22 protein-coding genes are annotated in these 26,069 nt (G+C 68.0%); 16 read left to right on the forward strand and 6 right to left on the reverse strand.

Annotated elements, in window-relative coordinates:
• Positions 1–213, reverse strand: coding sequence for a hypothetical protein (locus tag EVS83_RS09155; protein ID WP_133500739.1), 213 nt, complete (start codon positions 211–213; stop codon positions 1–3).
• Complete coding sequence (locus EVS83_RS09160) at positions 210–3,095, reverse strand: molybdopterin oxidoreductase family protein (protein WP_133500740.1); 2,886 nt, start codon at positions 3,093–3,095, stop codon at positions 210–212. Before EVS83_RS09160 ends, EVS83_RS09155 begins: the two co-directional genes overlap by 4 nt.
• A 162-nt stretch (positions 3,096–3,257) precedes the next feature.
• Between EVS83_RS09160 and EVS83_RS09165 the strand changes: the two genes are divergently transcribed.
• From EVS83_RS09165 to hslU, 13 genes are all read left to right on the forward strand, one after another.
• Positions 3,258–4,226, forward strand: coding sequence for a helix-turn-helix transcriptional regulator (locus EVS83_RS09165; protein ID WP_133500741.1), 969 nt, complete (start codon positions 3,258–3,260; stop codon positions 4,224–4,226).
• Between the two features lie 109 nt (positions 4,227–4,335).
• Entirely contained in the window at positions 4,336–4,641 is a 306-nt protein-coding gene (locus EVS83_RS09170; protein ID WP_246022833.1) for a hypothetical protein, read from the forward strand.
• A 66-nt stretch (positions 4,642–4,707) separates the two neighbouring features.
• A complete protein-coding gene (locus EVS83_RS09175; RefSeq protein WP_133500742.1) occupies positions 4,708–6,813 on the forward strand; it encodes a prolyl oligopeptidase family serine peptidase in 2,106 nt (701 codons plus the stop codon).
• A 78-nt stretch (positions 6,814–6,891) separates the two neighbouring features.
• A complete protein-coding gene (locus EVS83_RS09180) occupies positions 6,892–9,066 on the forward strand; it encodes a S9 family peptidase (RefSeq protein WP_133500743.1) in 2,175 nt (724 codons plus the stop codon).
• 194 nt (positions 9,067–9,260) lie between these two features.
• Entirely contained in the window at positions 9,261–9,749 is a 489-nt protein-coding gene (locus EVS83_RS09185) for a hypothetical protein (protein WP_133500744.1), read from the forward strand.
• A 37-nt stretch (positions 9,750–9,786) separates the two neighbouring features.
• Complete coding sequence (gene lptM / locus EVS83_RS09190) at positions 9,787–10,032, forward strand: LPS translocon maturation chaperone LptM (RefSeq protein WP_133500745.1); 246 nt, start codon at positions 9,787–9,789, stop codon at positions 10,030–10,032.
• Positions 10,033–10,036: 4 nt separating this feature from the next.
• Positions 10,037–10,873, forward strand: a complete 837-nt coding sequence (dapF, locus tag EVS83_RS09195; RefSeq protein WP_133500746.1) for a diaminopimelate epimerase — start codon at positions 10,037–10,039, stop codon at positions 10,871–10,873.
• Positions 10,870–11,544 carry a DUF484 family protein gene (locus tag EVS83_RS09200; RefSeq protein WP_133500747.1) on the forward strand — a complete coding sequence of 225 codons (675 nt, stop codon included), beginning with the start codon at positions 10,870–10,872 and terminating at the stop codon, positions 11,542–11,544. The genes dapF and EVS83_RS09200 overlap by 4 nt, the downstream gene beginning before the upstream one ends.
• Entirely contained in the window at positions 11,534–12,445 is a 912-nt protein-coding gene (xerC, locus tag EVS83_RS09205; protein ID WP_133500748.1) for a tyrosine recombinase XerC, read from the forward strand. The genes EVS83_RS09200 and xerC overlap by 11 nt, the downstream gene beginning before the upstream one ends.
• 122 nt (positions 12,446–12,567) lie before the next feature.
• Positions 12,568–14,586 carry a M13 family metallopeptidase gene (locus tag EVS83_RS09210; RefSeq protein ID WP_133500749.1) on the forward strand — a complete coding sequence of 673 codons (2,019 nt, stop codon included), beginning with the start codon at positions 12,568–12,570 and terminating at the stop codon, positions 14,584–14,586.
• A 521-nt stretch (positions 14,587–15,107) separates the two neighbouring features.
• Entirely contained in the window at positions 15,108–15,560 is a 453-nt protein-coding gene (locus tag EVS83_RS09215; RefSeq protein ID WP_133500750.1) for a response regulator, read from the forward strand.
• A 123-nt stretch (positions 15,561–15,683) separates the two neighbouring features.
• Positions 15,684–16,235 carry an ATP-dependent protease subunit HslV gene (hslV, locus tag EVS83_RS09220; RefSeq protein ID WP_133500751.1) on the forward strand — a complete coding sequence of 184 codons (552 nt, stop codon included), beginning with the start codon at positions 15,684–15,686 and terminating at the stop codon, positions 16,233–16,235.
• 42 nt (positions 16,236–16,277) lie between these two features.
• Positions 16,278–17,669, forward strand: coding sequence for an ATP-dependent protease ATPase subunit HslU (gene hslU, locus EVS83_RS09225; RefSeq protein WP_133500752.1), 1,392 nt, complete (start codon positions 16,278–16,280; stop codon positions 17,667–17,669).
• On the opposite strand, the gene EVS83_RS09230 is transcribed toward hslU, so the two are convergent.
• From EVS83_RS09230 to EVS83_RS09240, 3 genes are read right to left on the reverse strand one after another with little or no spacing between them, the layout of a single operon-like run.
• Complete coding sequence (locus EVS83_RS09230) at positions 17,657–18,724, reverse strand: hypothetical protein (protein ID WP_133500753.1); 1,068 nt, start codon at positions 18,722–18,724, stop codon at positions 17,657–17,659. The two genes, hslU and EVS83_RS09230, sit on opposite strands and share 13 nt — an antisense overlap.
• A 34-nt stretch (positions 18,725–18,758) precedes the next feature.
• Positions 18,759–19,454: an AraC family transcriptional regulator gene (locus EVS83_RS09235; RefSeq protein WP_133500754.1), complete on the reverse strand. Its 696-nt coding sequence runs from the start codon at positions 19,452–19,454 to the stop codon at positions 18,759–18,761.
• Positions 19,455–19,511: 57 nt separating this feature from the next.
• Positions 19,512–19,997 (reverse strand): DUF6328 family protein, encoded by a 486-nt coding sequence (locus tag EVS83_RS09240; protein ID WP_133500755.1) that lies wholly within the window; start codon positions 19,995–19,997, stop codon positions 19,512–19,514.
• A gap of 273 nt (positions 19,998–20,270) precedes the next feature.
• Between EVS83_RS09240 and EVS83_RS09245 the strand changes: the two genes are divergently transcribed.
• Positions 20,271–20,708, forward strand: coding sequence for a type II 3-dehydroquinate dehydratase (locus EVS83_RS09245; RefSeq protein WP_166636859.1), 438 nt, complete (start codon positions 20,271–20,273; stop codon positions 20,706–20,708).
• Positions 20,709–20,744: 36 nt separating this feature from the next.
• The gene (ubiE, locus tag EVS83_RS09250; RefSeq protein WP_133500757.1) at positions 20,745–21,503 is read left to right on the forward strand and encodes a bifunctional demethylmenaquinone methyltransferase/2-methoxy-6-polyprenyl-1,4-benzoquinol methylase UbiE; all 759 of its coding nucleotides are present in this window, start codon (positions 20,745–20,747) and stop codon (positions 21,501–21,503) included.
• 89 nt (positions 21,504–21,592) lie between these two features.
• Here the strand turns inward: ubiE and EVS83_RS09255 are convergent, their stop codons facing one another.
• Positions 21,593–23,785, reverse strand: a complete 2,193-nt coding sequence (locus EVS83_RS09255) for a carbohydrate binding family 9 domain-containing protein (RefSeq protein WP_133500758.1) — start codon at positions 23,783–23,785, stop codon at positions 21,593–21,595.
• A 220-nt stretch (positions 23,786–24,005) separates the two neighbouring features.
• Here EVS83_RS09255 and EVS83_RS09260 point away from each other — a divergent pair, with 220 nt between their 5' ends.
• Positions 24,006–25,961, forward strand: a complete 1,956-nt coding sequence (locus tag EVS83_RS09260) for a M1 family metallopeptidase (protein ID WP_133500759.1) — start codon at positions 24,006–24,008, stop codon at positions 25,959–25,961.
• Positions 25,962–26,069: the final 108 nt, after the last annotated feature.

Below are 26,069 nucleotides of genomic sequence, written 5' to 3' on the forward strand. Positions count from 1 at the left end.
TCACCGGCGACGCCCTCCGCGCGCGAGCGCGACGCCAACGATGAAGATCGCGAGCGGAATCAGGAGGCTCGGCGCGATCGCCGTCAGCACGCCGCCCATGTCGCGTGCTTCCGACACGTCGCCGAACGGCTCGATCACGCCGTAGCCGAGCAGGATGATGAGCAGGAAGCCGAGCGCGATGAGCGCGTAGCCGATGATCTTTCGCGGCGTCATGAGGCCTCGCGGGTGTCGCGTTCGCGACGGAAATCGGCGCCGTAGCGCAGTGGCGCGTCGTCGACGCGGCCGTGCGGCAGCGGTGCGAACTGCGGATGCGACTGCGCGTCGTGCGACGCGGACGGCGCGATGCGCACGCGCAGGTCGAACCACGCGGCCTGGCCGGTCACGGGATCGGCGTTCGCGTAGTCGCCCCTGGGCGTGATGTCGGAGATCAGGTGGTTGAGCAGGAAGCCCTTGGTCGCTTCCGGCGCGTCCTTCGGCAGCTTCCACGCACCACGACGCTTGCCGATCGCGTTCCACGTCCACACGGTATCGGGCTGCACGTTCGATGCGGTGCGCGCCTGCACGGTGATCGTGCCGTGGTGCGACGTCACGTCGATCCAGTCCTCATCGCCGATGCCATGGCGTTTCGCCGTGTCGGGATGCAGGTAGAGATAGTTGCGCGTGGCGATCTGCCGCAGCCAGGCGTTCTGCGAATGCCAGGCGTGGTACATGAACATCGGGCGCTGCGTGATCGCGCTGAGCGGGAAGTCGCGCGACGCCGCATCGCCGAGCTGCGCGTGCTCGAACGGCTCGTACCAGATCGGCAAGGGATCAAAGTAGGTGGCGACGCGCTCGCGGTGCTCCGGCGGCGGCACGTTCGCGCCATGGCCCTGCGCGGCGAGGCGGAACTTCTGCAGCGTCTCCGAGTAGAGCTGCTGCACGATCGGCGCGCCACCGCCGAGGAAGCCCATCTGCTGCGCCCAGTCGAGATAGCCGCGGTTGGCCATCTTGTAATAGCGCGCGTGCTCGGGGATCTCGCTCCGCCAGAAACCGCCGTTGGCGATGTAGGTGTCGAGCTGCGCGGGATTCGGCGCACCTTTCGCTTCCTGCGAACCGTCGGCGCCGCGCCAACCGGCGAGCAGACCCACACCCGGCGCGCGTTCGTGGCGGACGATGTAGTCGGCGTAGTCGCGGTACTTCGCCGTGCCGTCCTCGTTGACGAGGCCCGGGAAGCCGAGCCGCGCGCCGAGATCGATCAGCACGCTCTGGAAGCCGCGGATGTCGCGCGGACGGCCCTGCGCATCAGGCTGCGTCGCCGGATCGAACAGTGGATGGCGGATCGCATCGGCCGCGCCGTCGGCGTCGGAGATCGGGCGATCGAGCAGCGAGATCGAATCGAAGCGCTCGAGATACGTCGGATCAGGGAACACGAGGTCGGCGTAGGCGACCATCTCCGACGAGAACGCATCGCAGTAGATGATGCGCGGGATGCGGTACTCGCCGTTCTCATCCTTGTCGGTGAGCCAGCCGATGGTCTCGGCGGTGTTCATCGACGAGTTCCAGCTCATGTTCGCCATGAACATCATGAGCGTGTCGATCCTGTACGGATCGCGCGCCCAGGCGTTGCGGATGACGGTGTGCATCATCCCGTGCGCGGCGAGCGGGTAGCTCCACGAGAACGCGTGGTCGATACGGCGCGGCTGGCCGTGTTCGTCGACGACGAGATCCTCCGGGCCGTGCACGAAACCGAGCGGCGCGGCGTCGAGCACGCCGTTCGCCTGCCGCGCGCGCCCGGGCCGGTTCGGCGGCGGGATCGGTTTCGGAAACGGCGGCTGGTAGCGGAACGAGCCGGGCGTATCGACTGCGCCGAGCAGCAGCTGCAGTACGTGCAGCGCGCGGCAGGTGTGGAAGCCATTGCTATGCGCGCTGATGCCGCGCATGGCGTGCATCGACACGGGGCGGCCGACCATCTCGGCGTGTTCGCGGCCCCATGCATCCGTCCATTGCACCGGCAGACGGATCTCGTGGTCGAACGCGTTCTCCGCGAGCTCGCGCGCGATGCGACGGATCGTGTCGGCGGGGATGCCGCAGCGTTCGCTGACCGCATCCGGCGAATACTGCGGATCGAGATAGCGCTCGGCGAGCAGTTGGAACGACGGCACGGCGATGCGGCCGTCGGCCAGCGTGTATTCGCCGACGACCGCGGGCTGCACATCGATCGAATTCGCGTCGACCGGCACACCGCTCGAACGATCGAAACACAGCGGACGACCTTCGCCATCGCGCGCGAACAGACCGTCATCCGCGGCACCCGGATCGCGGATCACCAGCCAGTGCGCGTTCGTGTAGCGCACGAGGTAGTCGAGGTCGATGCGGTCGGTGCGCAGCAGCTCGTGGATCAGCGCGAACGCGAACAGGCCGTCGGTGCCGGGGCGGATGCCGATCCACTCGTCCGCTATCGCGCCGTAGCCGGTGCGCACAGGATTGACCGACACGATCTTCGCGCCGCGCGCCTTCAGGTGGCCGAGGCCGAGCTTGATCGGGTTGGAGTCGTGGTCTTCGGCGACGCCCCAGAGCATCAGGTAGCGCGTGCGTTCCCAGTCCGGTTCGCCGAATTCCCAGAAGCTGCCGCCCAGCGTGTAGAGCCCGCCCGCGGCCATGTTCACCGAGCAGAAGCCGCCGTGTGCGGCGTAGTTCACCGTGCCGAACTGCTGCGCCCACCAGCCGGTCAGCGCCTGCGATTGGTCGCGGCCGGTGAAGAAGGCCAGCTCGTCCGGATTGCGCTCGCGGATCGGCTTGAGCCAGGACGTCGCGAGGTCGAGCGCCTCGTCCCAGCTGATCTCCTCGAACTCGCCCTTGCCGCGCTCGCCGACGCGCTTGAGCGGCCGGGAGAGCCGGGCGGGGGAGTAGTGCTGCATGATCCCGGCGGAGCCCTTGGCGCAGAGGACGCCCTTGTTGACCGGGTGCTCGGGGTTGCCCTGGATGTACCGGATCCGACCGCCCTGCAGCCAGACCTTGATACCGCAGCGGCAGGCGCACATGTAGCAGGTGGTGGTGCGGACCTCGTCACCCGGTGTCGGGGAGGTGTCGATCACCGGTTCGGAAGGGCCGCGCATCGCGCCATTGTGCCCGACGGGGGCGCCGTCCCGTGCCGCTTCCGGCCTTTCACGATGCTGCGTCCAGCGCGCGGCCACACTGCCGCTCCCCCTCCCGCCCCTAGCCGCTGACCTGCGCGGGGTGCCATCCTTAGTCGCAGCCGGCTCCGAGATTGATCCCTGATGGAACGCATCGAACGCATCCACGCCCTGCACCGCATCCTGAGCGCCTCGCGCTATCCGGTGACGGTGCAGCGCCTGCAGGAAGAGCTGCAGTGCTCGCGCGCGACGGTCTACCGCGACCTCGCCTACCTGCGCGACTACCTGATGGCGCCCGTCGTCGGTAACGGCGAGGCCGGCTTCCGCTACGACCACAGCGACGGCACGCGCTTCGAGCTGCCGGGCCTGTGGCTGTCGTCCGAAGAACTCTATTCACTGCTCGCCGCCCAGCAGTTGCTGGTGCGCTCGGGTGGCGGCGTGCTGTCGAACGCGCTGGCGCCGCTGCAGCAGCGCATCGAGAAACTGCTCGGCGAGCATGCGGGCGGCCGTCGCGTGCCGGTCGAGCGCGTGCGCGTCATTCCGCATCGCCGCCGTCGCCTCGACGAAGCGAGCTTCCGCAACGTCGCCACCGCGGTGCTCGACCGTCGCCAGCTGGTGTTCGATTACCGCGCACGTTCGACCGACGAGAAGACCCGTCGCACCGTCTCCCCGCAGCGCCTCACGCACTACCGCGAGAACTGGTACCTCGACGCCTGGGACCACGAGCGCGAAGCGCTGCGCAGTTTCGCCGTCGACCGCGTGCAGAGCGCCAAGGTGTCCGACGAGCCGGCGAAAGACGTGCCGGACGAGGAGCTGGATCGCCAGCTGTCGTCGAGCTACGGCATCTTCAGCGGTGCGCCCAAGGGCTGGGCGACGATCCTGTTCTCGCCGAAGTCCGCGCGCTGGGTCGCCGACGAGCACTGGCATTCGCAGCAGCAGGGCCGGTTCCTGCCGGACGGGCGCTACGAGCTCAAGGTGCCGTACAGCACCGAACGCGAGCTGCTGATGGACGTCATGCATTACGGCGCTGATGCCGAGATCGTGGAACCTGCCGCGCTGCGCCAGCAGGCGATCACGCACCTCGAACTCTCGCTGGGCAAGTACGGGCGCTGAGCGACGCCATCGTCTGTCGATCGGCCGTTCGTCCGGCCAAGCGGTGGCATCGCAGCCCGTGAGATGAGCGGCCGCGATGGTGGACCCCTGTCCACCACCGACCGCCGTCATGTCGACCGAAGCCCGCGCTCCGCTGTCCGTTCTCGACGAAATTCTCTGCACCGTGCTCGCAGTCGGCACGGTGCTGGTCGTGCTGTTGCCGGCAGCGCGGGGCGACTCGGCGCTGGGGTGGCTGCCGATGTGGCTGATCGGCATGCCGGCGGTCGCGTGGTGGGCGTTGCACGGATTCGCGATGCCGCGTCGTGCGGTCGAGGGCGCGCCGGTGCCCGTCGCGGTGACGTCGCGACGCACGGCTCCGCAGGCGCGTCGTCGCGTGCGTCCTGCGCATCGCGTCGAGGTTCGCCGCGCGGCGTGACCGTCGTGCGCCGGCGAGGTCCGGCGGCTGTGCTAGCGTCCGGGCTTTCCCGAACCGCCCGACGCGATGACACGACGTACGACCGGAGTCCTTCTCGCCACCGTACTGGCCACCGCGGGCGCCGCGAGCGCGCAGGAGGCCGCCGTGCAGCAAACCCCCGATCCCTACCTCTGGCTCGAAGACGTCACCGGCGACCGCGCGCTCGCCTGGGTGCGCGAGCACAACGCCAAGACCGAAGCCGAACTCGCGACGACGACGCGCTTCCAGTCGCTCGAGACGCAGATCCGCGCGATCCTCGATTCGGACGCGAAGATTCCGGCGGTCGAGAAGATCGGCCCGTACTACTACAACTTCTGGAAGGACGCGCAGCACGAACGCGGCGTCTGGCGTCGCACCACGCTCGAGGAATACCGCAAGCCGCATCCGCAGTGGGAGACGGTGCTCGACGTCGACGCGCTCAATGCGAAGGAAAACGCGAAGTGGGTCTTCCACGGCGCGAACTGCCTCAAGCCGGACTACGTGCGCTGCCTCGTCGCGCTGTCGAACGGCGGCGCCGATGCGGACGTCACGCGCGAGTTCGATCTGTCCACGAAGTCGTTCGTCGACGGCGGCTTTTTCCGCCCCGAAGCCAAGGGCGGCCTCGACTGGATCGACCGCGACCACGTCTACGTCTACACCGACTTCGGCCCGGGCTCGATGACGCCGTCGGGCTACCCGCGCATCGCCAAGGAGTGGACGCGCGGCACGCCGCTGGCGTCGGCGAAGACGGTGTACGAAGGCACCAACGACGACATGTACATCGCGGCGCTGCACGACAGCACGCCGGGCTTCGAGCGCGACTTCGTCAGCCGCACGATCGCCTTCTACAACGACGAACTCTTCCTGCGCGGCAAGGACGGAACGCTCACGAAGATCGACGCGCCGAACTCCGCGCAGAAGAGCGTGCACCGCGAATGGCTGACGCTCGAACTGCGCGAGCCGTACACGGTCAACGGCAAGACCTACGCGGCCGGCAGCCTGCTCGCCACGAAGTTCGACGACTTCATGGCCGGCAAGCGCGACTTCGAGGTGCTGTTCGCGCCCGATGAGCACAGCTCGCTCGCGAGCGCGACGTGGACGCGCCATCACCTCGTGCTCAACGTGCTCGAGGACGTCAAGAACCGCCTGAGCGTGCTGACACCGACCGCGAACGGCTGGTCGCGCACGCCGTTCACCGGCGCGCCCGCGTTCGGCACGCTCGGCGTCACCGCGGTCGATCCGGACGAGAGCGATGCGGTGTGGCTGACGGCGACGGACTACCTCACGCCGACCACGCTCTCGCTCGCCACCGTCGGCCAGCAGCCTGAAGTGCTGAAGACGATGCCGACGTTCTTCGACGCGACGAAGGACGTGATCGAACAGCACTTCGCGACGTCGAAGGACGGCACGAAAGTCCCGTACTTCATCGTCCGTCCGAAGGACCTGAAGCTCGATGGCACGACGCCGACGCTGCTCTACGGCTACGGCGGCTTCGAGATCTCGCTGACGCCCGCGTATTCCGGCGGCGTCGGCAAGGGCTGGCTGGAGCAGGGCGGCGTCTACGTCGTCGCCAACATCCGCGGCGGCGGCGAGTACGGCCCGCGCTGGCACCAGGCCGCGCTTAAGGCCAATCGCCACAAGGCGTACGAGGATTTCGCGGCGGTCGCGCAGGACCTGATCGCACGCAAGATCACGTCGCCCAAGCACCTCGGCATCCAGGGCGGCAGCAACGGCGGCCTGCTGATGGGCAACATGCTCACGCAGTATCCGGAGCTGTTCGGCGCCGTCGTCGTACAGGTGCCGCTGCTCGACATGAAGCGCTACAGCCACCTGCTGGCGGGTGCGTCGTGGATGGCGGAGTACGGCGACCCCGACACGTCGGACTGGGACTTCATCCAGCACTTCTCGCCGTACCACCTGTTCGACCCGGCGAAGACGTATCCGCCCACGCTGTTCATGACCTCCACGCGCGACGACCGCGTGCATCCGGCGCATGCGCGCAAGATGGCCGCGAAGATGCTCGATGCCGGCAAGAACGTGCGCTACTACGAGAACATCGAAGGCGGCCACGGCGGTGCGGCGGACAATGCGCAGCTCGCGCACATGAACGCGCTGGCCTATACGTTCCTGTGGTCGACGCTGGGCGGCAAGTGATCGTCGCCCGCGCAATGGGATGACCGAACGGCCGCCTCCGGGCGGCCTTGTCTTTTTCTTGCCGAAAGGAATCGCACAATGCGCACCTTCCTGACGCTCCTCACGCTCGCGCTGATGACCACCACTTCGAACGCCGCCAACCTCCCGACGCCGCCCGACGTCGCCAAGAAGCCGCACACCGTCAAGGCGCCGTTCGGCGCCGAGCGCAGCGACGAGTACTACTGGCTTCGCGACGACACGCGAAAGAATCCGGAAATGCTGGCGTACCTCAACGCGGAGAACGCCTACGTCGACGCGTACATGCAGCGCCTGAAGCCGGTCGAGGATCGCCTGTACGATGAGATCGTCGGCCGCATCAAGCAGGACGACAGCTCGGTGCCGTTCCGTCACAAGGGCTACTGGTACTACTCGCGCTTCGAGGCCGGCAAGGACTACCCGGTACATGCGCGACGCCGCGATGCGCAGGGCGTCGATGCCGCGTCGATCCAGAAGGCCAATGATGCCGGCGACTTCAAGGACGAGCAGGTGCTGCTCGACGTCAACGCGCTCGCGTCCGGCAAGGACTACTACAGCGTCGGCGTCTACGAGGTCAGCGAGGACAACCGCCTGCTCGCGTATGCGGACGATGCCGTCGGCCGCCGCCAGTACGTCATCCGCTTCAAGAACCTCGAAACGGGCGAGATCTATCCCGAGGCCATCGAAGGCGCGTCGCCCGACATCGTCTGGGCCGACGACAGCCGCACGATCTTCTACATCGAGAACGATCCGGAAACGCTGCTGACCAAGCGCGTCAAGAAGCACGTGCTCGGCACGCCCGTCGCGCAGGACCCGGTCGTCTACGAGGAAGAGGACGACAGCTTCTACATGGGCCTCGATCGCACGCGCGACGACAAGTTCATCTGCATCTCGATGAGCAGCACGGTGTCCGACGAAATGCGTTGCGCGCCGGCCGCGGACCCGAAGGAGTTCTTCGTGTTCGCGCCGCGCGAGCGCGACGTCGAATACAGCGCCGATCATTACGCAGGTCGCTGGGTGATCCGCACCAACGAGGCGGGCGCGAAGAACTTCAAGCTCATGACCGCGCCCAGCGAGGCCCGCTCGCGCAAGGAATGGAAGGAGTGGATCGCGACTAGCGACGATGTCTTCATCGACGACTTCGAGCTGTTCCGCGATTTCACCGCCATCGCCGAGCGCTCCAACGGTCTCGAACGCCTGCGGGTGCTCAAGGCCGACGGCTCGCAGGAGTACGTCAAGGCCGACGAGCCGGCGTACAGCATGGGCCTGTCGACCAACGCCGAGCCCGAGACCGACTGGCTGCGCTACACCTACACCTCGCTCACTACGCCGGCGACGACGTACGAGGTCAACACCCGCACCGGCGAGCGCAACCTGCTCAAGCAGCAGCCGGTGATCGGTTACGACGCGTCGAAGTACGTCACCGAGCGCGTCTGGGCGACGGCGCGCGACGGCACGAAGATCCCAGTGTCGCTGGTCTACAAGAAGGGCTTCAAGAAGGACGGGACCGCCGCGCTGTTGCAGTACGGCTATGGCAGCTACGGCGCGTCGATGGATCCGGGCTTCAACCTGCCAGTGGTGAGCCTGCTCGATCGCGGCGTGGTGTATGCGATCGCGCACATCCGCGGCGGCGAGGAGATGGGGCGTCGCTGGTACGAAGCCGGCAAGCTGTTCAACAAGAAGAACACCTTCACCGACTTCATCGACGTCACCGACGACCTGGTGAAGCAGGGCTATGCCGCGAAGGATCGCGTTGCCGCATACGGCGGCAGCGCGGGTGGCCTGCTGATGGGCGCGATCTCGAACATGGCGCCCGACAAGTACCGCCTGATTCTGTCGCAGGTGCCGTTCGTGGACGTGGTGACGACGATGCTCGATCCCACCATCCCGCTCACGACCAACGAATACGACGAGTGGGGCAACCCGGAGAAGAAGGACTTCTACGACTACATGCTGTCGTATTCGCCGTACGACAACCTGTCGAAGCAGGCCTATCCGGCGATGTTCGTCGGCACGGGTCTCTGGGATTCGCAGGTGCAGTACTGGGAGCCGGCGAAGTACGTGGCGCGCCTGCGCGATCTTGATACGTCGAACAACCCGATCCTGTTCCGCACCAACATGGACGCGGGCCACGGTGGCAAGTCGGGGCGTTTCCGCCGTTATCGCGAACTCGCCGAGATGTACGCGTTCGCGCTCGACCAGCTCCACGTGGCCGATACCGCAACGCCGTTGAAGTGACGCCGGCGCGCCGCGTTCGCTGCGCGGCGCGACGAAGGCCGAGTCGTCTCACGGGCCGCATCCGGATGGCTTCGCGCCGCGTACGCGCGCGGGGCCTGGTCCCACGCGTATCTCCGACGTGCGGTCACCGCCGCGATCCACGCGATGGCAGGGTGGCGACACCGCCGGCGCCCGCCCGGCGCGCGGAGTGCGCGATGTCGAACGTGTCCTGGCGTCCCCTCGTGCTCGGCGGCCTGCTCGCCGGCCTGCTCGACCTCACCTTCGCCTTTTGCTTCGCCGGTGCCTACGGCAAGAGCCCGGTCTTCGTGATGCAGACCATCGCGAGCGGCTGGCTCGGCAATGCGGCCTACGACGGCGGCACCGCGACCGCCGCGCTCGGCTTCGTCTCGCACTTCGCCCTCGCGCTGCTGTGGGCCGTCCTGTTCCTGCTCGCGGCGCGGCGCATGCCCGCGCTGGTCGCGCATCCGGTGGTCGCCGGCATCGCGTTCGGCGTCGTGGTGTTCCTGGTGATGCGCCTCGCGGTGCTGCCACTCTCGGCGTATCCCCGCCCGGTGGTGTTCAAGCCGCTGTCGACGGTGCTCGATCTGGCGTCGCACACGCTGCTGTTCGGCGTGCCGATCGCGATCGGGGCACGGCATGCGCTGCGCGGCGGGCGGATGGTCGGTGCCACTGCGACCGCGTGAGCGCGGGGCCGTCGCGGCCTCGCGCTACACTCGCCGCATGAAGCCCCGAATCCTCGTCGTCGCCCTCCTGTCCCTCGGTCTCGCCGCCTGCGGCAACAAGGGTCCGCTCGTGCTCCCGACCGCGCCGCCGCCGGAACAGGCGCCGCCCGTGGAATCGCCGCCGGCCACGCCGCCGACGCCCGAAACGCTGAACGACCAGCAGAGCGCGACCCCGCCCGAGGGCGACGCCAGCGACGCCGGCAACACCACACCGCCGCCGTCGAGCCCGCCGCCGACGCCGTAAGGCCATGCGCTTCACCAAGATGCACGGCGCGGGCAACGACTTCGTCGTGCTCGACCTGCGCGACGGCCGCGATGCGCCGTCGCCGGCGCTGTGCCGCGCGCTCGCCGACCGCCACACCGGCGTCGGCTGCGACCAGATCCTGACGATCGAACGCGCCGACGACGCGTCCGTCGTCGCGCGCTACGGCATCTTCAACGCCGACGGCAGCCGCGCCGGCCAGTGCGGCAACGGCGCGCGCTGCGTCGCCGCGTGGTTGCGTCGCGATGCGGCGTCCCGCGGCTCGTCGCTGCCGGAGCGTTTCGACGTCACCAGCCCCGCCGGTCGCCATGCCGTCGAGTTCATCGGCGACGATCGCGTGCGCCTCGACATGGGCCGGCCGCGCTTCGCGCCCGCCGACGTGCCGCTCGCCGGCTTCGACGCTGCGGACGAGTACGTGTTGCGCGTCGACGATCGCGACGTGCGCTTTTCCGCCGCGTCGATGGGCAACCCGCATGCGGTGATCCGCGTCGACGACGTCGACATCGCGCCGGTCGACACGCTCGGGCCCGCCGTGCAGCGCGATCCCGCGTTCCCCGATTCCGTGAACGTCGGTTTCGTGCAGGTCGTCGATCGCGGCCACCTGCGCCTGCGCGTTTACGAGCGCGGCGTCGGTGAAACGCTCGCCTGCGGCAGCGGCGCCTGCGCGGCCGCGGTGACCGCGATGCGACGCGGCTGGGTCGAGCGCGCTGTCGACGTCGCGCTGCCCGGCGGCACGCTGCGCATCGAATGGCCGTCGGACGACGGGAGCGTCGCGATGACCGGCCCGGCCGCATTCGTTTTCGAAGGAGATTGGCTCGAATGACCGACAGCACCGAAAAGCTCGGCGCGCACGAAGTCGCGACGTGGCTGCGGCGGCATCCCGAATTCCTGCGGCAGTTCCCGGACCTGGCCGCGTCGCTCGTCGTCCCGCGCGAATCGGGCCCGGCCGCGTCGCTGGCGAGCTACCAGCTCGAAGTGCTGCGCGAGAAGAACCGCGAACTCACGCGTCGCCTGCAGGAGCTGTTCGCGAACGCGCAGGAGAACGAACGCCTGTCCGTGCGCATCCACCAGCTCACGATCGCGCTGATGCGCCAAGGCACTGCGATGGACACGCTGCGCGCGATGGCGGCGTCGCTCGCGGAAGACTTCAGCGGCGACCTCTTGCGCATCGTGCTGCTCAAGCCCATCGACGGCATCGAGCCGGCGGACTGGCTGGACGTCATCGGCCCCGGCGACCTGCGCTTCAAGCCGTTCGCGGATTTCCTCGCGGGCGACGAGCCGCTGTGCGGCCGCCTGCAGCCGGCCAAGCAGGACGTGCTCTACGGCGATCGCACCGACGACGCGCAGTCCACCGCGCTGTTCTCGGCGCAGGGCCTCGCGATGGTCGCGGTCGGCAGCCGCGATCCGAACCGTTTCTATCCCGGCATGGGCACGCTGTTCCTGCGCATGATGGGCGAGTCGCTGGGCGCGGCGCTGTCGAGGTATGTCGACTGACGTCGCCACCGCGGACGTCGCCACGCCGGCGTCCGTCGAGGCGTTCCTCGCGCATCTCGCGGGCGAACGCCAGGTGTCCGCGCACACGCTCGACGCATACCGACGCGATCTTGCATCGCTGACCGGCTGGTCGACCGCGAAGAGTCTCGCCATCGAGTCGCTCGACGGCGAACACCTGCGCGCCTTCATCGCCGACGAGCACCGTCGCGGCTGTTCGCCGAAGACGCTACAGCGTCGACTCTCGGCGTGTCGCAGCTTCTACGGCTGGATGCTGCGCCACGGTCGCATCGCCGCGAATCCCGTCGCCGGCCTGCGCGCGCCCAAAGCGCCGCGCAAGCTGCCGCGCGTGCTCGATCCGGACGAAGCGAAGACGCTGGTCGAAACGCCGGTCGACGCGCCGCTGGGCCTGCGCGATCGCGCGCTGCTCGAACTGTTCTATTCGTCCGGCCTGCGCCTGTCGGAACTCTGCGGCCTGCGCTGGTCGCAGATCGATCTCGACGACGGCCTCGTCACCGTGCACGGCAAGGGCCGCCGCGAACGCACCGTGCCGGTCGGCTCGCATGCGCGCGCCGCGCTGGCCGATTGGCGCGCCTCGACCGGTGCGAAGAACGACGACCCCGTCTTTCCCGGACGCGGCAATGCGTCGATCACGCCGCGCGCGGTGCAACTGCGCGTGCGCCAGCTCGCCGAACGGCAGGGCCTGTTCAAGCAGGTGCACCCGCACATGCTGCGGCACTCGTTCGCCAGCCACATCCTCGAATCGTCCGGCGACCTGCGTGGCGTGCAGGAGCTGCTCGGCCATGCCGACCTGTCGACGACGCAGATCTACACGCACCTCGACTACCAGCACCTCGCCAAGGTCTACGACGCCGCGCACCCGCGCGCGCGACGCAAGCGCTGATCGCGTCAGGCGCCGGCCGCTCGTCCGAAGAGCGGCGTGAGCGCGCGGTTCCGGGACCTCCGGCATAGGCAGACAGCCCGCCCGACCGCGATGCTCGGACATCCCCCAATGGAAGTGGTGCCATGCCGCGTTCCCGTCTTTCGCTCGTCCTCCTCGTCGCTGCCGGCACCGCGTCCGCCGGCTCGCTGCACGGCATCCTTCCGCAGGACATCAACCGCGACGCCAACGCCTGCACCGACTTCTTCGATTTCGCGAACGGAGCATGGCGCAAGCAGCATCCGATCCCGAGCTACATGGATCGATGGAGCCGGCGCTGGGAGTCCGGCGAGGTCAACAAGGAGCACGTGCGCGACATCCTTACCGAGGTGTCGGCGAAGACGGACTGGCCGCAGGGCAGCGCGCAGCAGCTCTCGGGCGACTACTACGCCGCCTGCATGGACGAGCATGCGATCGACGCGCGCGGCATGGCGCCCGCGCAGAAGCTGCTCGACGACGTGAGCGGCATGAAGAGCCGCGCCGACGTGCAGCGCGTGATCGGCCACCTCAACGACGTCGGCATCGCCGCGCCGTTCGCCCTCAACTCCGGGCAGGACCTGCACAACCCGACGCAGGTGGTGGCACAGATCGGCGCGGCCGGCATCGGCATGCCCGACCGCGACTACTACCTCAAGCCCGACGCACGCTTCGTCGAAGCGCGCGCGAAATATCTCGAGCATGTCGCGAAGATGTTCGAACTCGCCGGCGCGAAGCCGAACGTCGCCAAGGCGAACGCGGCCACGGTATTCGCGTTCGAGAAGCGGCTCGCCGAAGCCTCGCTCGACAACGTGGCGCTGCGCGATCCCAAGCAGCAGGACCACACGATGACGTTCGCGCAGCTGCAGGCGCTCGCGCCGGCCTTCGACTGGGGCGCGTATTTCGACGCCGCGCGCATCCCGCGCGCCGACCTCAACGTCACCCAGCCGCGTTTCGTGCAGCAGTTCAACCGCGAACTCGCGTCGACGCCCGTCGACCAGTGGCGCACCTACCTGCGCTGGCAGGTGCTTAATGCGTCCGCCGACACGCTGCCGACACCCTTCGTCGCCCAGAACTTCGCCTTCTACGGCAAGTACCTGAGCGGCGCGACCGAGATGAAACCTCGCTGGAAGCGCTGCGCGGAGGATACCGACGCGCTGCTCGGGGATGCGCTCGGCCATGCCTACGTCGAGAAGTACTTCCCGCCGGAAGCCAAGGCGCGCATGCAGGACATGGTCAAGAACATCCTGCTCGCCATGCACGACACCATCGACGGGCTCGCATGGATGAGCCCCGAGACCAAGACGAAAGCGCTGGAAAAGCTGTCGACCTTCAATCCGAAGATCGGCTACCCCGACAAGTGGAAGAGCTACGACGGCGTGCGCCTGTCGCGTGCGTCGTACTGGAACGATCGCGAGGCGGCGCTGCGCTGGAACGTGACCGACGACCGCGCGCAGATCGGCAAGCCGGTCGATCGCGCGCGCTGGGGCATGACGCCGCCGACGTCGAACGCGTACTACAACCCGCTGCTCAACGAGATCGTGTTCCCCGCCGGCATCCTGCAGCCGCCGGCGTTCGACGTAAACGCGACCGACGCGGTGAACTACGGCGCGATCGGCGTCGTCATCGGCCACGAGATCAGCCACGGTTTCGACGACCAGGGCGCGCAGTTCGACGCGCAGGGCCGCCTGCAGAACTGGTGGACGCCGAACGACAACGCGCAGTTCGCCGCCAAGGGGCAGTGCGTCGTCAAGCAGTTCGACAACACCTTCATCGCACCGGGCCTGCACCACAACGGCAAGCTCGTGCTCGGCGAATCGATCGGCGACCTCGCCGGCGCGAAGATCGCGTATCGCGCGTATCAGAAGTCGCGCGAGGGCAAGGGTCCGGAGCCGACCATCGACGGCTACACGCCGGAGCAGCAGTTCTTCATCGCCTGGGGCCAGTGGCGCGGCGACGAAACACGCCCTGAAACGCAGCGCACCATGATCCAGGGCGACCCCCATCCGGTCGCGAAGTACCGCGTCAACGGCCCGCTGTCGAATCTGCCGGAGTTCCGCGAAGCGTTCGAATGCAAGGCGGGCGACGCCATGGTCCGGCCCGACGCGGATCGCTGCGAGGTCTGGTGAGCCCGACCGCAGCGACGACGTGAGCCGCGTCGTCGCTGCGGGGCTGAACGCAGGGCTTCACGTTCACGTACCCCGCTTCGTGCATGATGGATACGCTCCCCGCGACTCCATCAGCGGAGCAACGACCTCCGGAGGAGGCACAGCGGCGAGCGACCGGATTCCTCGCGGCTTCAATCGCGTAGACCGTACCTGGCGCCCCCGGCACACAACCGAGTCCGCTCCGCCCTCTGGCGGGATCTGCGCAATCCACGCACTCGGTTGAATTCAATGACTACTGCCATGATCCGGCGCGCCGCAGGCGGGGCGGTTGAGTTCACGCACAAACGGGTGGCGCGGTTGAAACGCCTGCGCCGCCGATCGCTCCACATCGCACGACGCGACTGCGAAGGCGGCGCGGTCAGCGCACCCACCCGCCACATGTCCGACGCCACGATGCGACGCGATCGTCACGTAGGGCGCACGTGCCGCGCCGCGTCGCGCATCGACGACACGTCGAACCTGCGTGCGATGGAGCGTCGCCCGTGACGCGGCGCCTGGAATCGCGGCGCGTGCTCATCGTCGAGGACGAGTTCCTGATGGCCGACGAGTTCGCGCGTTCGTTCGAAGCGGCCGGCGCGGAAGTCATCGGCCCGTATTCCGTCGTCGAGGACGCGATCGAGGCCGCACGTTGGCAACCGCTCGACGCCGCAGTGCTCGACGTCGTGCTGCTGGAGGAGTCCGTCGCGCCGGTCGCGGCACTGCTGCGGGCCCGCGGGATTCCATTCCTGTTCGCCACCGGCGTCGAGGCCAATTGCCTGCCGGGCGGCTATGAATCGGTGCCCGTCGTCGAAAAGCCCTGCGACATCGATGAGCTCGTGACGGCGCTGACCGCGCTGGTCGATTCACGGCCGCGGGCGCTCGATGCGCTGCGCTGCGACACCGCCGAAACGGACGCCGACGGCGACGCCGTCTACTCGCGGTCCTCGCTGGGCTGACGCGCGGCGTCCGGCCGAACGCAAGCTCTCCGGGCGATCCATGCGGCACTGGCGCGTCTTGAACGCCGAGGCCGCCACCCTCATGTCGGGTGAACGCCGGCGCCGCCGGCTTCCGGAGCCCGCATGGACCCCTCGCAGAACCCCCACGTCTTCCACGCGACGACCATCCTGTCGGTGCGTCGCGATGGGCACGTCGCCGTCGGTGGCGATGGCCAGGTGACGCTCGGCAACACCGTGATGAAGGCGAACGCGCGCAAGGTGCGTCGCCTCGGCCGCGAAGGCCAGGTGCTCGCCGGCTTCGCCGGCGCCGCGGCCGACGCGTTCACCCTGTTCGAACTCTTCGAATCCAAGCTCGAGAAGCATGGCCAGCTCACGCGCGCCGCGGTCGAGATGGCCAAGGACTGGCGCACCGAGCGTCGCCTCGGAAAGCTCGAAGCGCTGTTGTGCGTCGCCGACAAGGAAACCTCGCTGATCGTCTCCGGCACCGGCGACGTGATCGAGCCCGAGGACGGCATCGTCGCGATCGGCTCGGGCGGTGCGTATGCACTGTCCGCCGCGCGCGCGCTTGTCGGGCATACGCAGCTCGACGCCCGCAGCATCGTCACCGAAGCGCTGAACATCGCCGGCGACGTCTGCATCTACACCAACCGCAACATCGTGGTCGAAGAGATCTGAGCGCACCGCGCCGATCGTCGACTGCCCTATACGAACGTCTCCATGTCCGCGAAACCCGACACCTCCAGTTCGACCATGACCCCGCGCGAAATCGTGCAGGAGCTCGATCGCCACATCGTCGGCCAGCACGACGCCAAGCGTGCCGTGGCCATCGCGCTGCGCAACCGCTGGCGTCGCATGCAGCTCGAACCCGAGCTTCGCAACGAAGTGATGCCGAAGAACATCCTGATGATTGGCCCAACCGGCGTCGGCAAGACCGAGATCGCGCGTCGATTGGCCACGCTCGCGAACGCGCCGTTCGTGAAGGTGGAGGCCACGCGCTTCACCGAGGTCGGCTACGTCGGCAAGGACGTCGAGCAAATCGTCCGCGACCTCGCCGACACCGCGGTCAAGATGTATCGCGAGCAGGCCAAGACGCGCGTGCGCACGCAGGCCGAGGAACGCGCGGAAGAGCGCATCCTCGATGCCTTGCTGCCGCGTCGCGAACGTGGCCCCGTGTTCGGCTTCGAGGACACGCAGGCGCACGACGACGACGCCGAGGAGCAGCGGAAGTACGAGGCCACGCGCACGAAGCTGCGCAAGCAGCTGCGCACCGGTGCGCTCGACGAGCGCGAGATCGAGATCGAGAGCGCGGTGAACGTCGGCGTCGACATCATGGCGCCGCCGGGCATGGAGGAGATGGGCCAGCAGCTGCGCCAGATGTTCTCGCAGGTCGCCGGCGCGAAGACGCACCGCCGCAGCCTGAGCATCGCGACCGCGCGCTCGCAGCTGATCGAGGAAGAGGCCGGCAAGCTGGTCAACGAAGAAGACGTGCGCGAGGCCGCGATCGAAGCCTGCGAGCAGCACGGCATCGTCTTCATCGACGAGATCGACAAGATCGCCAAGCGCGGCGAGTCCGGCGTCACCGGCGGCGACGTCTCGCGCGAAGGCGTGCAGCGCGACCTGCTGCCGCTGGTCGAGGGCTCGACGGTGGCGACGAAGTACGGCTCGGTGAAGACGGACCACATCCTGTTCATCGCATCCGGCGCGTTCCACCTGGCCAAGCCCAGCGACCTGATTCCCGAGTTGCAGGGCCGCTTCCCGATCCGCGTCGAGCTGTCGTCGCTGTCGAAGGACGACTTCGTCAAGATCCTCACCGAGCCGCGCGCGTCGCTGACCACGCAGTACATGGAGCTGATGCGCACCGAAGGCGTGTCGCTGGTGTTCACGCCGGACGCGGTGGAGCGGCTGGCCGAACTCGCCGCGCTGGTCAACGAGCGCCAGGAGAACATCGGCGCGCGTCGCCTGCACACCGTGCTGGAGCGCCTGCTCGACACGCTGAGCTTCGAAGCACCCGATCGCGACGGCCAGTCGGTGACGATCGATCGCGCCTACGTCGAAACGCACATCGGCGAGCTGGTCAAGGATCCCGACCTGTCGCGCTACATCCTCTGAGTCGCGCTCGGCGTGCCCGATGCCGGCGTCGACGCGAGCCGGCGCTGCGTGTCCGCATGTAGCAGCTCGCGCGCGGCGGCCTGCAGCGTGGCCACCGGCACCGTTTCGGGTGAGGCACCGAGTCGCGTGCGTAGGTCGTCGATGACGCGCTTGTTGGCGTAGTTGTGCGGCGCGTTGGTGTCGTCGCCCTGTGACGTCAGGAAGTAGTGCAGGCGACGCTCGCGCACCTTGTCGGCCATCGCGAGCTCGACGAGCTTCGCGCGGTATTCGAGTTCCCAGTTCGCGAGGTTCTTGAAGCGCTGCTTGTCGGCGAAGTGCTGCGCTTCGTGCGCGAGGAAGACGACACGGAAGTCCTCGCCGTCGACGCCGCCGTCGTAGAGCGGAAGCACGGCGAAGAGTTTGGTATCGGTGGTCCAGCCGCCATTCGCACCGCGGTCGCACCGCGCGAACGACGACCAGCCGTAGCTCGCGAAATCCGCGAGGAGGTCGACGTCGACCGGCTGCGGGCCGTCCGGCAGCGACACCACGAACGGCCGCGTCTCCTGCGAATGCCACAGCATCAGCTCACGCAGCGGCGGCGTCACGCCGAGTTGCGCGTGCCAGCCGCGCGCGAGCAGCGTGCGTTCGACGACCGGTTCGACGTCGTCGAGCGTCGGCGCGGCCTTCGCGTCGACCTTCAGCTGCCCCCGTAGATCCGCAAGCAGTGCGGCTTCGGCTTGCGAGCGCCTGGCCGGCTCGCGCAGCGCGGCCCACCAGTAGTGCTGGTACGCGCCGAGCACGTCACGCACGACGGGATCGTCGATGGCGGTGGATGCCGGTGCGGGCGGTGGCGTCGCGCCGAAGCGCGCCTGCAGGCATTGCCGATAGGCGAGGTCCTTGCCGCTCCACTGCGCGTCGGGCACGGAGGCGAGCAGGGCGAGCGCGCGGGGCGCATCGCCTTCGAACATCGCGGCGGTCGAAGCATCGATCGCGGCCTGCGGCGAGGACGGGCCGGCCGCGTGCAGCGGCGCGGCGAGCAGGAGCAGGGCGGTCAGCAGGGAAGCGGGACGGGGCATGGGGGCGCGACGTGGCGGACGAAGCGCCATCCCATCACGCCATTGCGGGTCGGTCTTGAACGCAGTTGAGGCGGCGTCGCAATTCAGTGGGTGCCAGGCCCGTCTCCTCGCGGCAGGTGCGGGTGAAATGCGGCTGGTCGGCGAAACCCGCCTCGATGGCGACCTCCGCAAGCGGCCGCTCGCTTCGCAGCAGCACCAGTGCGCGCTGCCAGCGGATCTCGCGACGCAGTCGCTGCGGCGAGAACCCGTACGCCGCCGCGATCGCGCGACTCGCGTGCGCAGGCGCGATGTCGAGCGCCGCGGTGATGTCACCGATCGACAGCGCATCGTCGCGAAGGCGCTCGACGAATTCGCGCTGCCAGTTCGGCAGGTCGATACCGGCATCGTCCACGCGCGTGCAACTCGCGAGCAGCAGGCCGACACGCTCGGGTGCACGTACGAACACGGCGCGCGCCTCGATGAGCGAAGGCGCACGGAATACACCGGGCGTCACGTCGCCGACCAGTGGCGCATTGAGCACGCGTGCACCGTGGCGACCGAAGCGATTGCCGTGCGCCTGCAATGCCGGATGGACGACGATCAGCCCGGGCTCGCAACGACGCGGGCCGTCGAGTCCGATCTCGACATGCGCGCCGTCGGATACCAGCGCCGCGTAGGCACCGGCATGGCGATGCACCGGCAGGCCCGAGTCGGGCGCGTGGCGCGTCTCCCTGTGCGGCGTCGGATGCATGTCGGCCTCGACCGGCGGCGCGCATGCGCCGGTGTCGAGCGTAGCGCGGGCGCCGCCTCAGGGGGGCGACGACGGATCGATGCGCAGCAGGCGGCTGACGATCGGCAGTACGAACCACAGTGCGACGAAGACGACGAGCAGGGCGGCCGCGATCGCGAACCCGGCGCGTGCGCCGTCGATGAGCCGCCCGACGAGGTAGGCATCGATGACGAGTGCGGCCATCAGCATCGGCATGCCCGCCATCAGCAGGCGCGTCGACAGGCGCAGGAAATGCGCGGTGACGAGGCCGGGTGCGGTGAGGCGGTGATACGCCGCGGGCGTCATGATCAACGCGATGGCGACGACGACGAGCGCGATCGACACGAGGTGCAGCTCCTTTTCCGACTGCGTGAGTGCAGTCTGGAAGCGATCGCTGAAGACCGCGACGAGCTGGAAGCCGAACAGCGCCTGCACGCCCGGCAACACCATGCGGCATTCCTCGATCAGGTGATCGGCCGCCTTGGTGAGCGACAACGCTTCGGCGCCTGCGGAACCTTCATGCATCGGGACAACCTCCTCGACCGGACGATGTCGCAGCACGCGTCGCCGCGGCGTAACGGCCGCTCGACGCCGTCGCAGCGCGTGCGTCGTGCACGACGCGGCAGGCTGAACCAGACAGCCCCTCGCTGTCGCAACGATGAACCATGCGGGTTTCGAGGCTGTTTTGCGGCATTTTTCGATCGAACGTCGACATCGCACTTCATAAGGTCGCACTCGTGACGCACGGGGACATGCATCGCCGCATCCGCGACGAACCCGATGCAGGAGTCGAACAGAATGGCGATCGTGATGATCCAGGGGCCCGACACCGCGGAGGGCCGACTACCCATCGAGGCCGTGGAAGCCGGCCTCAACGAGCGGGCTCGACAGGCGGGACATGCGCTCCTGCACTACCGCTGCGCGACGGAAGAGCAGTTGCTTGAACGCCTGTCGCGCATGGACCGCGGCGAGGCCGACATCAACCTGTTCGATCCCGGCGCGTGCGCGACCGATCGCGAGCGCGTGCGCGTCGCGCTGACGCATCTGCAGGTGCCGTACATCGAGGTCCACGACGACAGCTTCGATCGGCCGGAGCCGGTGCTGCCGGAGGATTCGGGTCCGCGTGTCGCCGTCGTCAACGGCTACGAGGCGCAGAGCTACACGCTGGCGATGTCGGTCGCGCTGGAGGCGCTGGGCTGCGCCGAATGCGAGAACGAGTTCAACGTGGGGACGTGAGCGGCCCCGGGGCGGGCGGGGTGCGATAATCGCCGCATGAACGACGACACCCGCCCCGGCACCACCCATTTCGGCTATCGCGACGTGCCCGTCGGCGAGAAGCAGAAGCTCGTCGGCGAGGTGTTCTCGTCGGTCGCGTCGAAGTACGACGTGATGAACGACCTGATGTCGCTGGGCATCCACCGCTTGTGGAAGCGCTACTTCGTCGCGACCGCGCAGGCCAAGCGCGGCGATCGCGTGCTCGACCTCGCCGGCGGCACGGGCGACATCGCGGTGCTGCTCAAGGATCGCGTCGGCGATGCGGGCGAAGTGGTGGTCGGCGACATCAACGGCGACATGCTGCGCGTCGGCCGGGACCGCCTGACCGATCGCGGTTTGGTCCGGGGCCTCGACTGGGTGCAGTGCAACGCCCAGGCGCTGCCGTTCCCGGACAACAGCTTCGACCTCGTCACCATCGCCTTCGGCCTGCGCAACGTCACCGACAAGGACGCCGGCCTGCGTGAGATGCATCGCGTGCTGCGCCCGGGCGGACAGGCGCGCGTGCTGGAGTTCTCGCAGGTCACGGCCGACTGGTTCCGCCCGATCTACGACTTCCACTCGTTCAACGTGCTGCCGAAGCTCGGCGCGATGATCGCGGGCGACGAAGGCAGCTACCGCTATCTCGCCGAGAGCATTCGTAAGCACCCGCCGCAGCGCGAGCTGCAGTCGATGATGGACGCCGCGGGTTTCGTGCGTACGCAGTACCGCAACATGTCGGCGGGCATCGTCGCGATCCACACGGGCTACAAGGCCTGACGGCGGCACCGCTGCGATAAGCCGATTGGTGCTGAAAAAACGAGAGCCGCCCCGAAGGGCGGCTCTTTCGTTATCCGACCTGGCGAACGTTACGGCTGCCAGCCGTAGCTCATCTTGACGAACACGCCGCGCTGGCTGGCGAACATGCTCGGGTTGTCGTCGTCGAGGAAGCCGCCGACGGTGCCGCCTGCGAACAGCGCGGTGCGCGGATTGACCTTGTACGAATAGATCAGCTGCGCGCCGATGTCGCGGGCGTGGCGGTTGACCGGATTGACGTACAGCGTCGGGTCCTTGTCGATGTTGCTGCCCTGTACGGCGATGCGCAGGCGCTGGCGCGGATCCAGCTGCCAGCCGAAGCGCAGGTCGAACACGGTGGCTTCGAACGCGGTGCCGCCGTCGCGACGCAGGCTCTGCTGGAACAGGTCGGCATTGACGCTGAGCCCGCGGCCGAACGAGAAGTTGCCGAAGATGTCGAAGTAGCGGCCCTGGCCACGGCTGGACGCCGCGAGATCGATCTGCGGACCCACGCGGAAATTCGCACCGACCTGCACGCCCGAACGTGGCGTCATGTTGCCGAACAGGTTGACGTACGACTCGTCGAACAACTGGTTGTTCCAGAACCGCACACGCGTCAGGCCGTGGATGCCGAAGTTGCTCTGCCACGGGCCATTCGCCTGCACCTGCGCTTCGAGTTCGCGTTCGAGCAATTGCCCATCGAAGCGATGGGTGATGTCGAAGTCGCTGTAGAACTGCACCTTGGTGATGCTCGAGTCCTTGTCGAAGTACAGGTTATAGCCGCCGCCGAGCAGCGACTTGTCGTAGCCGACCTGGCCGATGAAGCCGAGGTCCGCACGGAAGCCCGGGTCGATCTGCTCGTGCCAGGTGTTCATGAACCAGTTGCGGCTGTCGTACGCGTACTCGCCGCGCCAGGCATTGCCCTTGGGCGTGGTGTCGCTCACGTTGAATGCGAGCGGATAGTCCGACTCACTGCGCAGGAACTGCGCCGTCACCGTGTGGTTGCCCTTCTGCCAGCGGCCGTCGACGCCGGCGACGTCGTTGCTGTAGCCGTCGCCATGGCGCGCGGTCGCGATCACGCCGAGGCTGGTGCTCGCGTTGAGGTCGTGGCGGTAGCGGCCGACGAAGACGTTGTTCGACTCTTCGAAGATGTCGAAGCTCGAGCCGAGCACGCCGGGCTTGAGCAGCTGCGTCACCGAATCGCGCGCGAGGAACGCACCGTAGGCGCCACTGCCGGTGCGGCCGGTGGTGCGCACGCCGAAATCCGGATCCGCGATCTGGCGCGTGTAGAGCACCTGGAACGGCGTGTTGAAGTAGTCCGCGCCTTCCATGAAGAAGGGGCGCTTTTCCGGCTGATACAGCGCGAAATTGCTAGTGAGGTCGAGCTGCGCCTGGTCGGATTCGACCTGCGAGAAGTCCGGATTGATCGTCGCGTTGAGCGTCAGGTTGGGCGAGGGCGCCCACGACACATCGACGCCCGGCTCGATCTGCACGCCGTCGCCATGCCACGGGCCGTTGCGCGAATCGCGCGACTGCGCGTCAGTGATCGTGAGCGTCGGCACGATCTCGAGGTTGCGGCCCTGCTGCGCATCCTGCATGCCCTCGATCTTGGCCGTGTGGCAGAGCAGGCAGTTGCCGCCGCGCGGCACCTTCACGTTCGCGAGCTGGTGGCGGATGTTGCGCGGATAGTTGCGGAACGCGATCACGCCCCAGCGTCGCGGGCCGGGCGCGCCGCTGAAACGCAGCGTCGAGAACGGAATGCGGATCTCGACGTCGTAGCCGGTGTCGGTGATGCGGCCGGCGCTGGTCCAGAGGCCGTCCCACGAATCGTCCTCGTTGCTCGTCGCTTCCTCGCGGATCAGGTCCATCTGGATGCCGAGCGGATTGACGAAGAACTCGTAGTTGCGACGGTGGTCGTCGAACGTGTCGAGCATGATGCCGACGAAGTCGTCCTTGTAGGCCGCATCGCGATCGGTGAGGTGCGCGCGGATTTCCTTTGGGTTGTCCTCGGCGTGGAAGGCGAGGTAGACGGCGTCGCGCGTCGTCGCCATGCGCATGGTGGTGCGCACCGGCGCCGGCGTGTTGTCGGCCGGCGAGATCTCATAGGCGAGGTCGATCGGAACGGCCTGCGACCACGCGGCGTCGTCGAGCTTGCCGTCGATGACGATCTCGCCCTCGATGTGCGGAATGCGCGTCACCTCCTGCGCGAACGCGGTCGGGATCAGGAAGGCGGTGGCGAGCGCGAGGGCGGTACGGATCGGCTTCATCGGGAGTCGGGCTGTGGCGTCACGCACCAAGATGCGTCGCAGCGGGTCCGGGTTTAGCCGGCGTCGCCATGACCGATGGCACGTGTCACGCCTTCGGAGGGCGAGCGGAGTGGCGGCGAGGATGCGGGAGTGAACGCATGCGGACCCGTGCCGGAAGTCGGGCCGACCTGCGACGGGGCGCGCAGTACACTCGCGGCGACCACCGACGGGCCCCCCAACGATGCGATCGACCTACTACCTCACCCTCGCCACGCTGGGCCTCGCGCTCAGCGGCGCCATCATGGCCGCGGGCTGCAGCCGCGACGCCGCCGACACCACCGCCAAGCCGGCCACCGCGGCTGCGCCTGCGCCCGCCAAGGAGGACACGCGTCTGGACGAGCACTCCTACGCCGAGCCCGACAAGGTCAAGACCAAGGACCTCGCGCTCGAACTGCATGTGGACTTCGACAAGAAGGAACTCTCGGGCAGCGCGACCTACACGCTGGACTGGCTCGACCCGAAGTGGGGCAAGCTCGTGCTCGACACGCGCGACCTCACCGTCGAGAAGGTGGTCGGCGAACGCGCCGACGGCAACTGGCGCGACCTGACGTTCGTGCAGTCGCCGCCGGACAAGATCCTCGGCAGCGCGCTCACCATCGCGGTGCCCGAGCGCAACAAGCGCATCCGCATCACGTACCACACGTCGCCGACCGCGTCGGGCCTGCAGTGGCTTACGCCCGAAATGACGGAAGGCAAGAAGACGCCCTTCATGTTCAGCCAGTCGCAGCAGATCCACGCGCGTTCGTGGGTGCCGCTGCAGGACACGACGATGGTGCGCTTCACCTACACCGCGCACGTCACCGCGCCGAAGGACGTCATGGTGCTGATGAGCGCCAACAACGATCCGAAGGCCGTGCGCGACGGCGACTACACGTTTGAAATGCCGCAGGCGATTCCGTCCTACCTGCTGGCGATCGCCGCGGGCGATCTCGTGTTCGAGCCGACGGGTCCGCGTTCGGGCGTCTGGGCCGAGCCGGCGATGGCGAAGAAGGCCGCCACGGAGTTCTCCGACACGCCGAAGATGATGGCGACCGCCGAGAAGCTGTACGGCCCGTACCGCTGGGGCCGTTACGACATCCTCGTGCTGCCGCCGTCGTTCCCGTACGGCGGCATGGAGAACCCGCGCATCACGTTCGCGACGCCGACCGCGATCACCGGCGACAAGTCGCTGGTCTCGCTGATCGCGCACGAGCTTTCGCACAGCTGGTCGGGCAACCTCGTCACCTTCGCGCGTTCGCGTGATGCCTGGCTCAACGAAGGCTTCACCACCTACGTCGAGATGCGCATCGTCGAGGACCTCTACGGCAAGGAACGCGCCGACATGGAAAAGATCGTCGCGCGCAACGAGCTGAAGGAAGAGTTCACCAACGAGAACCTCGACCGCCAGCCGCTCGCGATCAAGGCCGGCGTTCTGAAGGATCCGGACGACAACCTCACCGGCACCGTGTACACCAAGGGTGCGTGGTTCGCCGAGTTCCTCGAGACGCGCTTCGGCCGCGAGGCATTCGACGCGTTCCTGCGCGGCTACTTCGACCACTTCGCGTTCCAGTCGATCACCACCGAACAGTTCGCCGACTACGCGAAGGCCAACCTGCTCGACAAGTACCCCGGCAAGGTCACGCAGGCCGAGTTCGATGCATGGCTGCACGAGCCCGGCATCCCGGCGACCGCGCCGCAGGTGACGAGCCCGCGCTTCGATGCTGTCGACAGCGTGCGCAAGGCCTACCTCGACACCGGCAAGCTGCCGGATGCCGCCACGGTCTCGAAGTGGACGACGTACGAGTACGTGCACTTCATCGAAGGCCTGCCGCAGACGATGAAGCCGGAGCAGCTGGCCGCACTCGATGGCGTGTTCCACTTCACCGGCACGCCGAACGGCGAGATCGCGCAGCGCTGGTATCCGCTCGCCGTGCGCAGCGGCTACGTGCAGGCGAACGATGCGATCGCCGAGTTCCTCGCCCGCGTCGGCCGTCGCAAGCTGATCATGCCGACCTACGGCGAGCTGGTGAAAACGCCGCAGGGCCTGCAGCTGGCCGAGCAGATCTACGCCAAGGCCAAGCCGGGCTACCACCCGATCACGTCGGGCAGCGTCGAGCAGGTGATCGCGGACGCCAAGGCGGGCAAGACGACGCACTGACCGACGCATCGCGTCTCACCGGAGGCCGTCGACCGCAGGGTCGGCGGCCTTCGCGCATGTGCAGTTCAGCTGCCGCGCCGTAACGTCGGCGGCGATCGTCAGGAGTCC

It is taken from the genome of Cognatilysobacter terrigena (assembly GCF_004361065.1).
Classification (GTDB): domain Bacteria; phylum Pseudomonadota; class Gammaproteobacteria; order Xanthomonadales; family Xanthomonadaceae; genus Cognatilysobacter; species Cognatilysobacter terrigena.

Bases quoted from the DNA above. Each gene is read 5' to 3' on its own strand.
- EVS83_RS09155 (WP_133500739.1), bottom strand. From the start codon at position 213: ATGACGCCGCGAAAGATCATCGGCTACGCGCTCATCGCGCTCGGCTTC.
- EVS83_RS09160 (WP_133500740.1), bottom strand. From the start codon at position 3,095: ATGCGCGGCCCTTCCGAACCGGTGATCGACACCTCCCCGACACCGGGT.
- EVS83_RS09165 (WP_133500741.1), top strand. From the start codon at position 3,258: ATGGAACGCATCGAACGCATCCACGCCCTGCACCGCATCCTGAGCGCC.
- EVS83_RS09170 (WP_246022833.1), top strand. From the start codon at position 4,336: ATGTCGACCGAAGCCCGCGCTCCGCTGTCCGTTCTCGACGAAATTCTC.
- EVS83_RS09175 (WP_133500742.1), top strand. From the start codon at position 4,708: ATGACACGACGTACGACCGGAGTCCTTCTCGCCACCGTACTGGCCACC.
- EVS83_RS09180 (WP_133500743.1), top strand. From the start codon at position 6,892: ATGCGCACCTTCCTGACGCTCCTCACGCTCGCGCTGATGACCACCACT.
- EVS83_RS09185 (WP_133500744.1), top strand. From the start codon at position 9,261: ATGTCGAACGTGTCCTGGCGTCCCCTCGTGCTCGGCGGCCTGCTCGCC.
- lptM (WP_133500745.1), top strand. From the start codon at position 9,787: ATGAAGCCCCGAATCCTCGTCGTCGCCCTCCTGTCCCTCGGTCTCGCC.
- dapF (WP_133500746.1), top strand. From the start codon at position 10,037: ATGCGCTTCACCAAGATGCACGGCGCGGGCAACGACTTCGTCGTGCTC.
- EVS83_RS09200 (WP_133500747.1), top strand. From the start codon at position 10,870: ATGACCGACAGCACCGAAAAGCTCGGCGCGCACGAAGTCGCGACGTGG.
- xerC (WP_133500748.1), top strand. From the start codon at position 11,534: ATGTCGACTGACGTCGCCACCGCGGACGTCGCCACGCCGGCGTCCGTC.
- EVS83_RS09210 (WP_133500749.1), top strand. From the start codon at position 12,568: ATGCCGCGTTCCCGTCTTTCGCTCGTCCTCCTCGTCGCTGCCGGCACC.
- hslV (WP_133500751.1), top strand. From the start codon at position 15,684: ATGGACCCCTCGCAGAACCCCCACGTCTTCCACGCGACGACCATCCTG.
- hslU (WP_133500752.1), top strand. From the start codon at position 16,278: ATGTCCGCGAAACCCGACACCTCCAGTTCGACCATGACCCCGCGCGAA.
- EVS83_RS09230 (WP_133500753.1), bottom strand. From the start codon at position 18,724: ATGCCCCGTCCCGCTTCCCTGCTGACCGCCCTGCTCCTGCTCGCCGCG.
- EVS83_RS09235 (WP_133500754.1), bottom strand. From the start codon at position 19,454: ATGCATCCGACGCCGCACAGGGAGACGCGCCACGCGCCCGACTCGGGC.
- EVS83_RS09240 (WP_133500755.1), bottom strand. From the start codon at position 19,997: ATGCATGAAGGTTCCGCAGGCGCCGAAGCGTTGTCGCTCACCAAGGCG.
- EVS83_RS09245 (WP_166636859.1), top strand. From the start codon at position 20,271: ATGGCGATCGTGATGATCCAGGGGCCCGACACCGCGGAGGGCCGACTA.
- ubiE (WP_133500757.1), top strand. From the start codon at position 20,745: ATGAACGACGACACCCGCCCCGGCACCACCCATTTCGGCTATCGCGAC.
- EVS83_RS09255 (WP_133500758.1), bottom strand. From the start codon at position 23,785: ATGAAGCCGATCCGTACCGCCCTCGCGCTCGCCACCGCCTTCCTGATC.
- EVS83_RS09260 (WP_133500759.1), top strand. From the start codon at position 24,006: ATGCGATCGACCTACTACCTCACCCTCGCCACGCTGGGCCTCGCGCTC.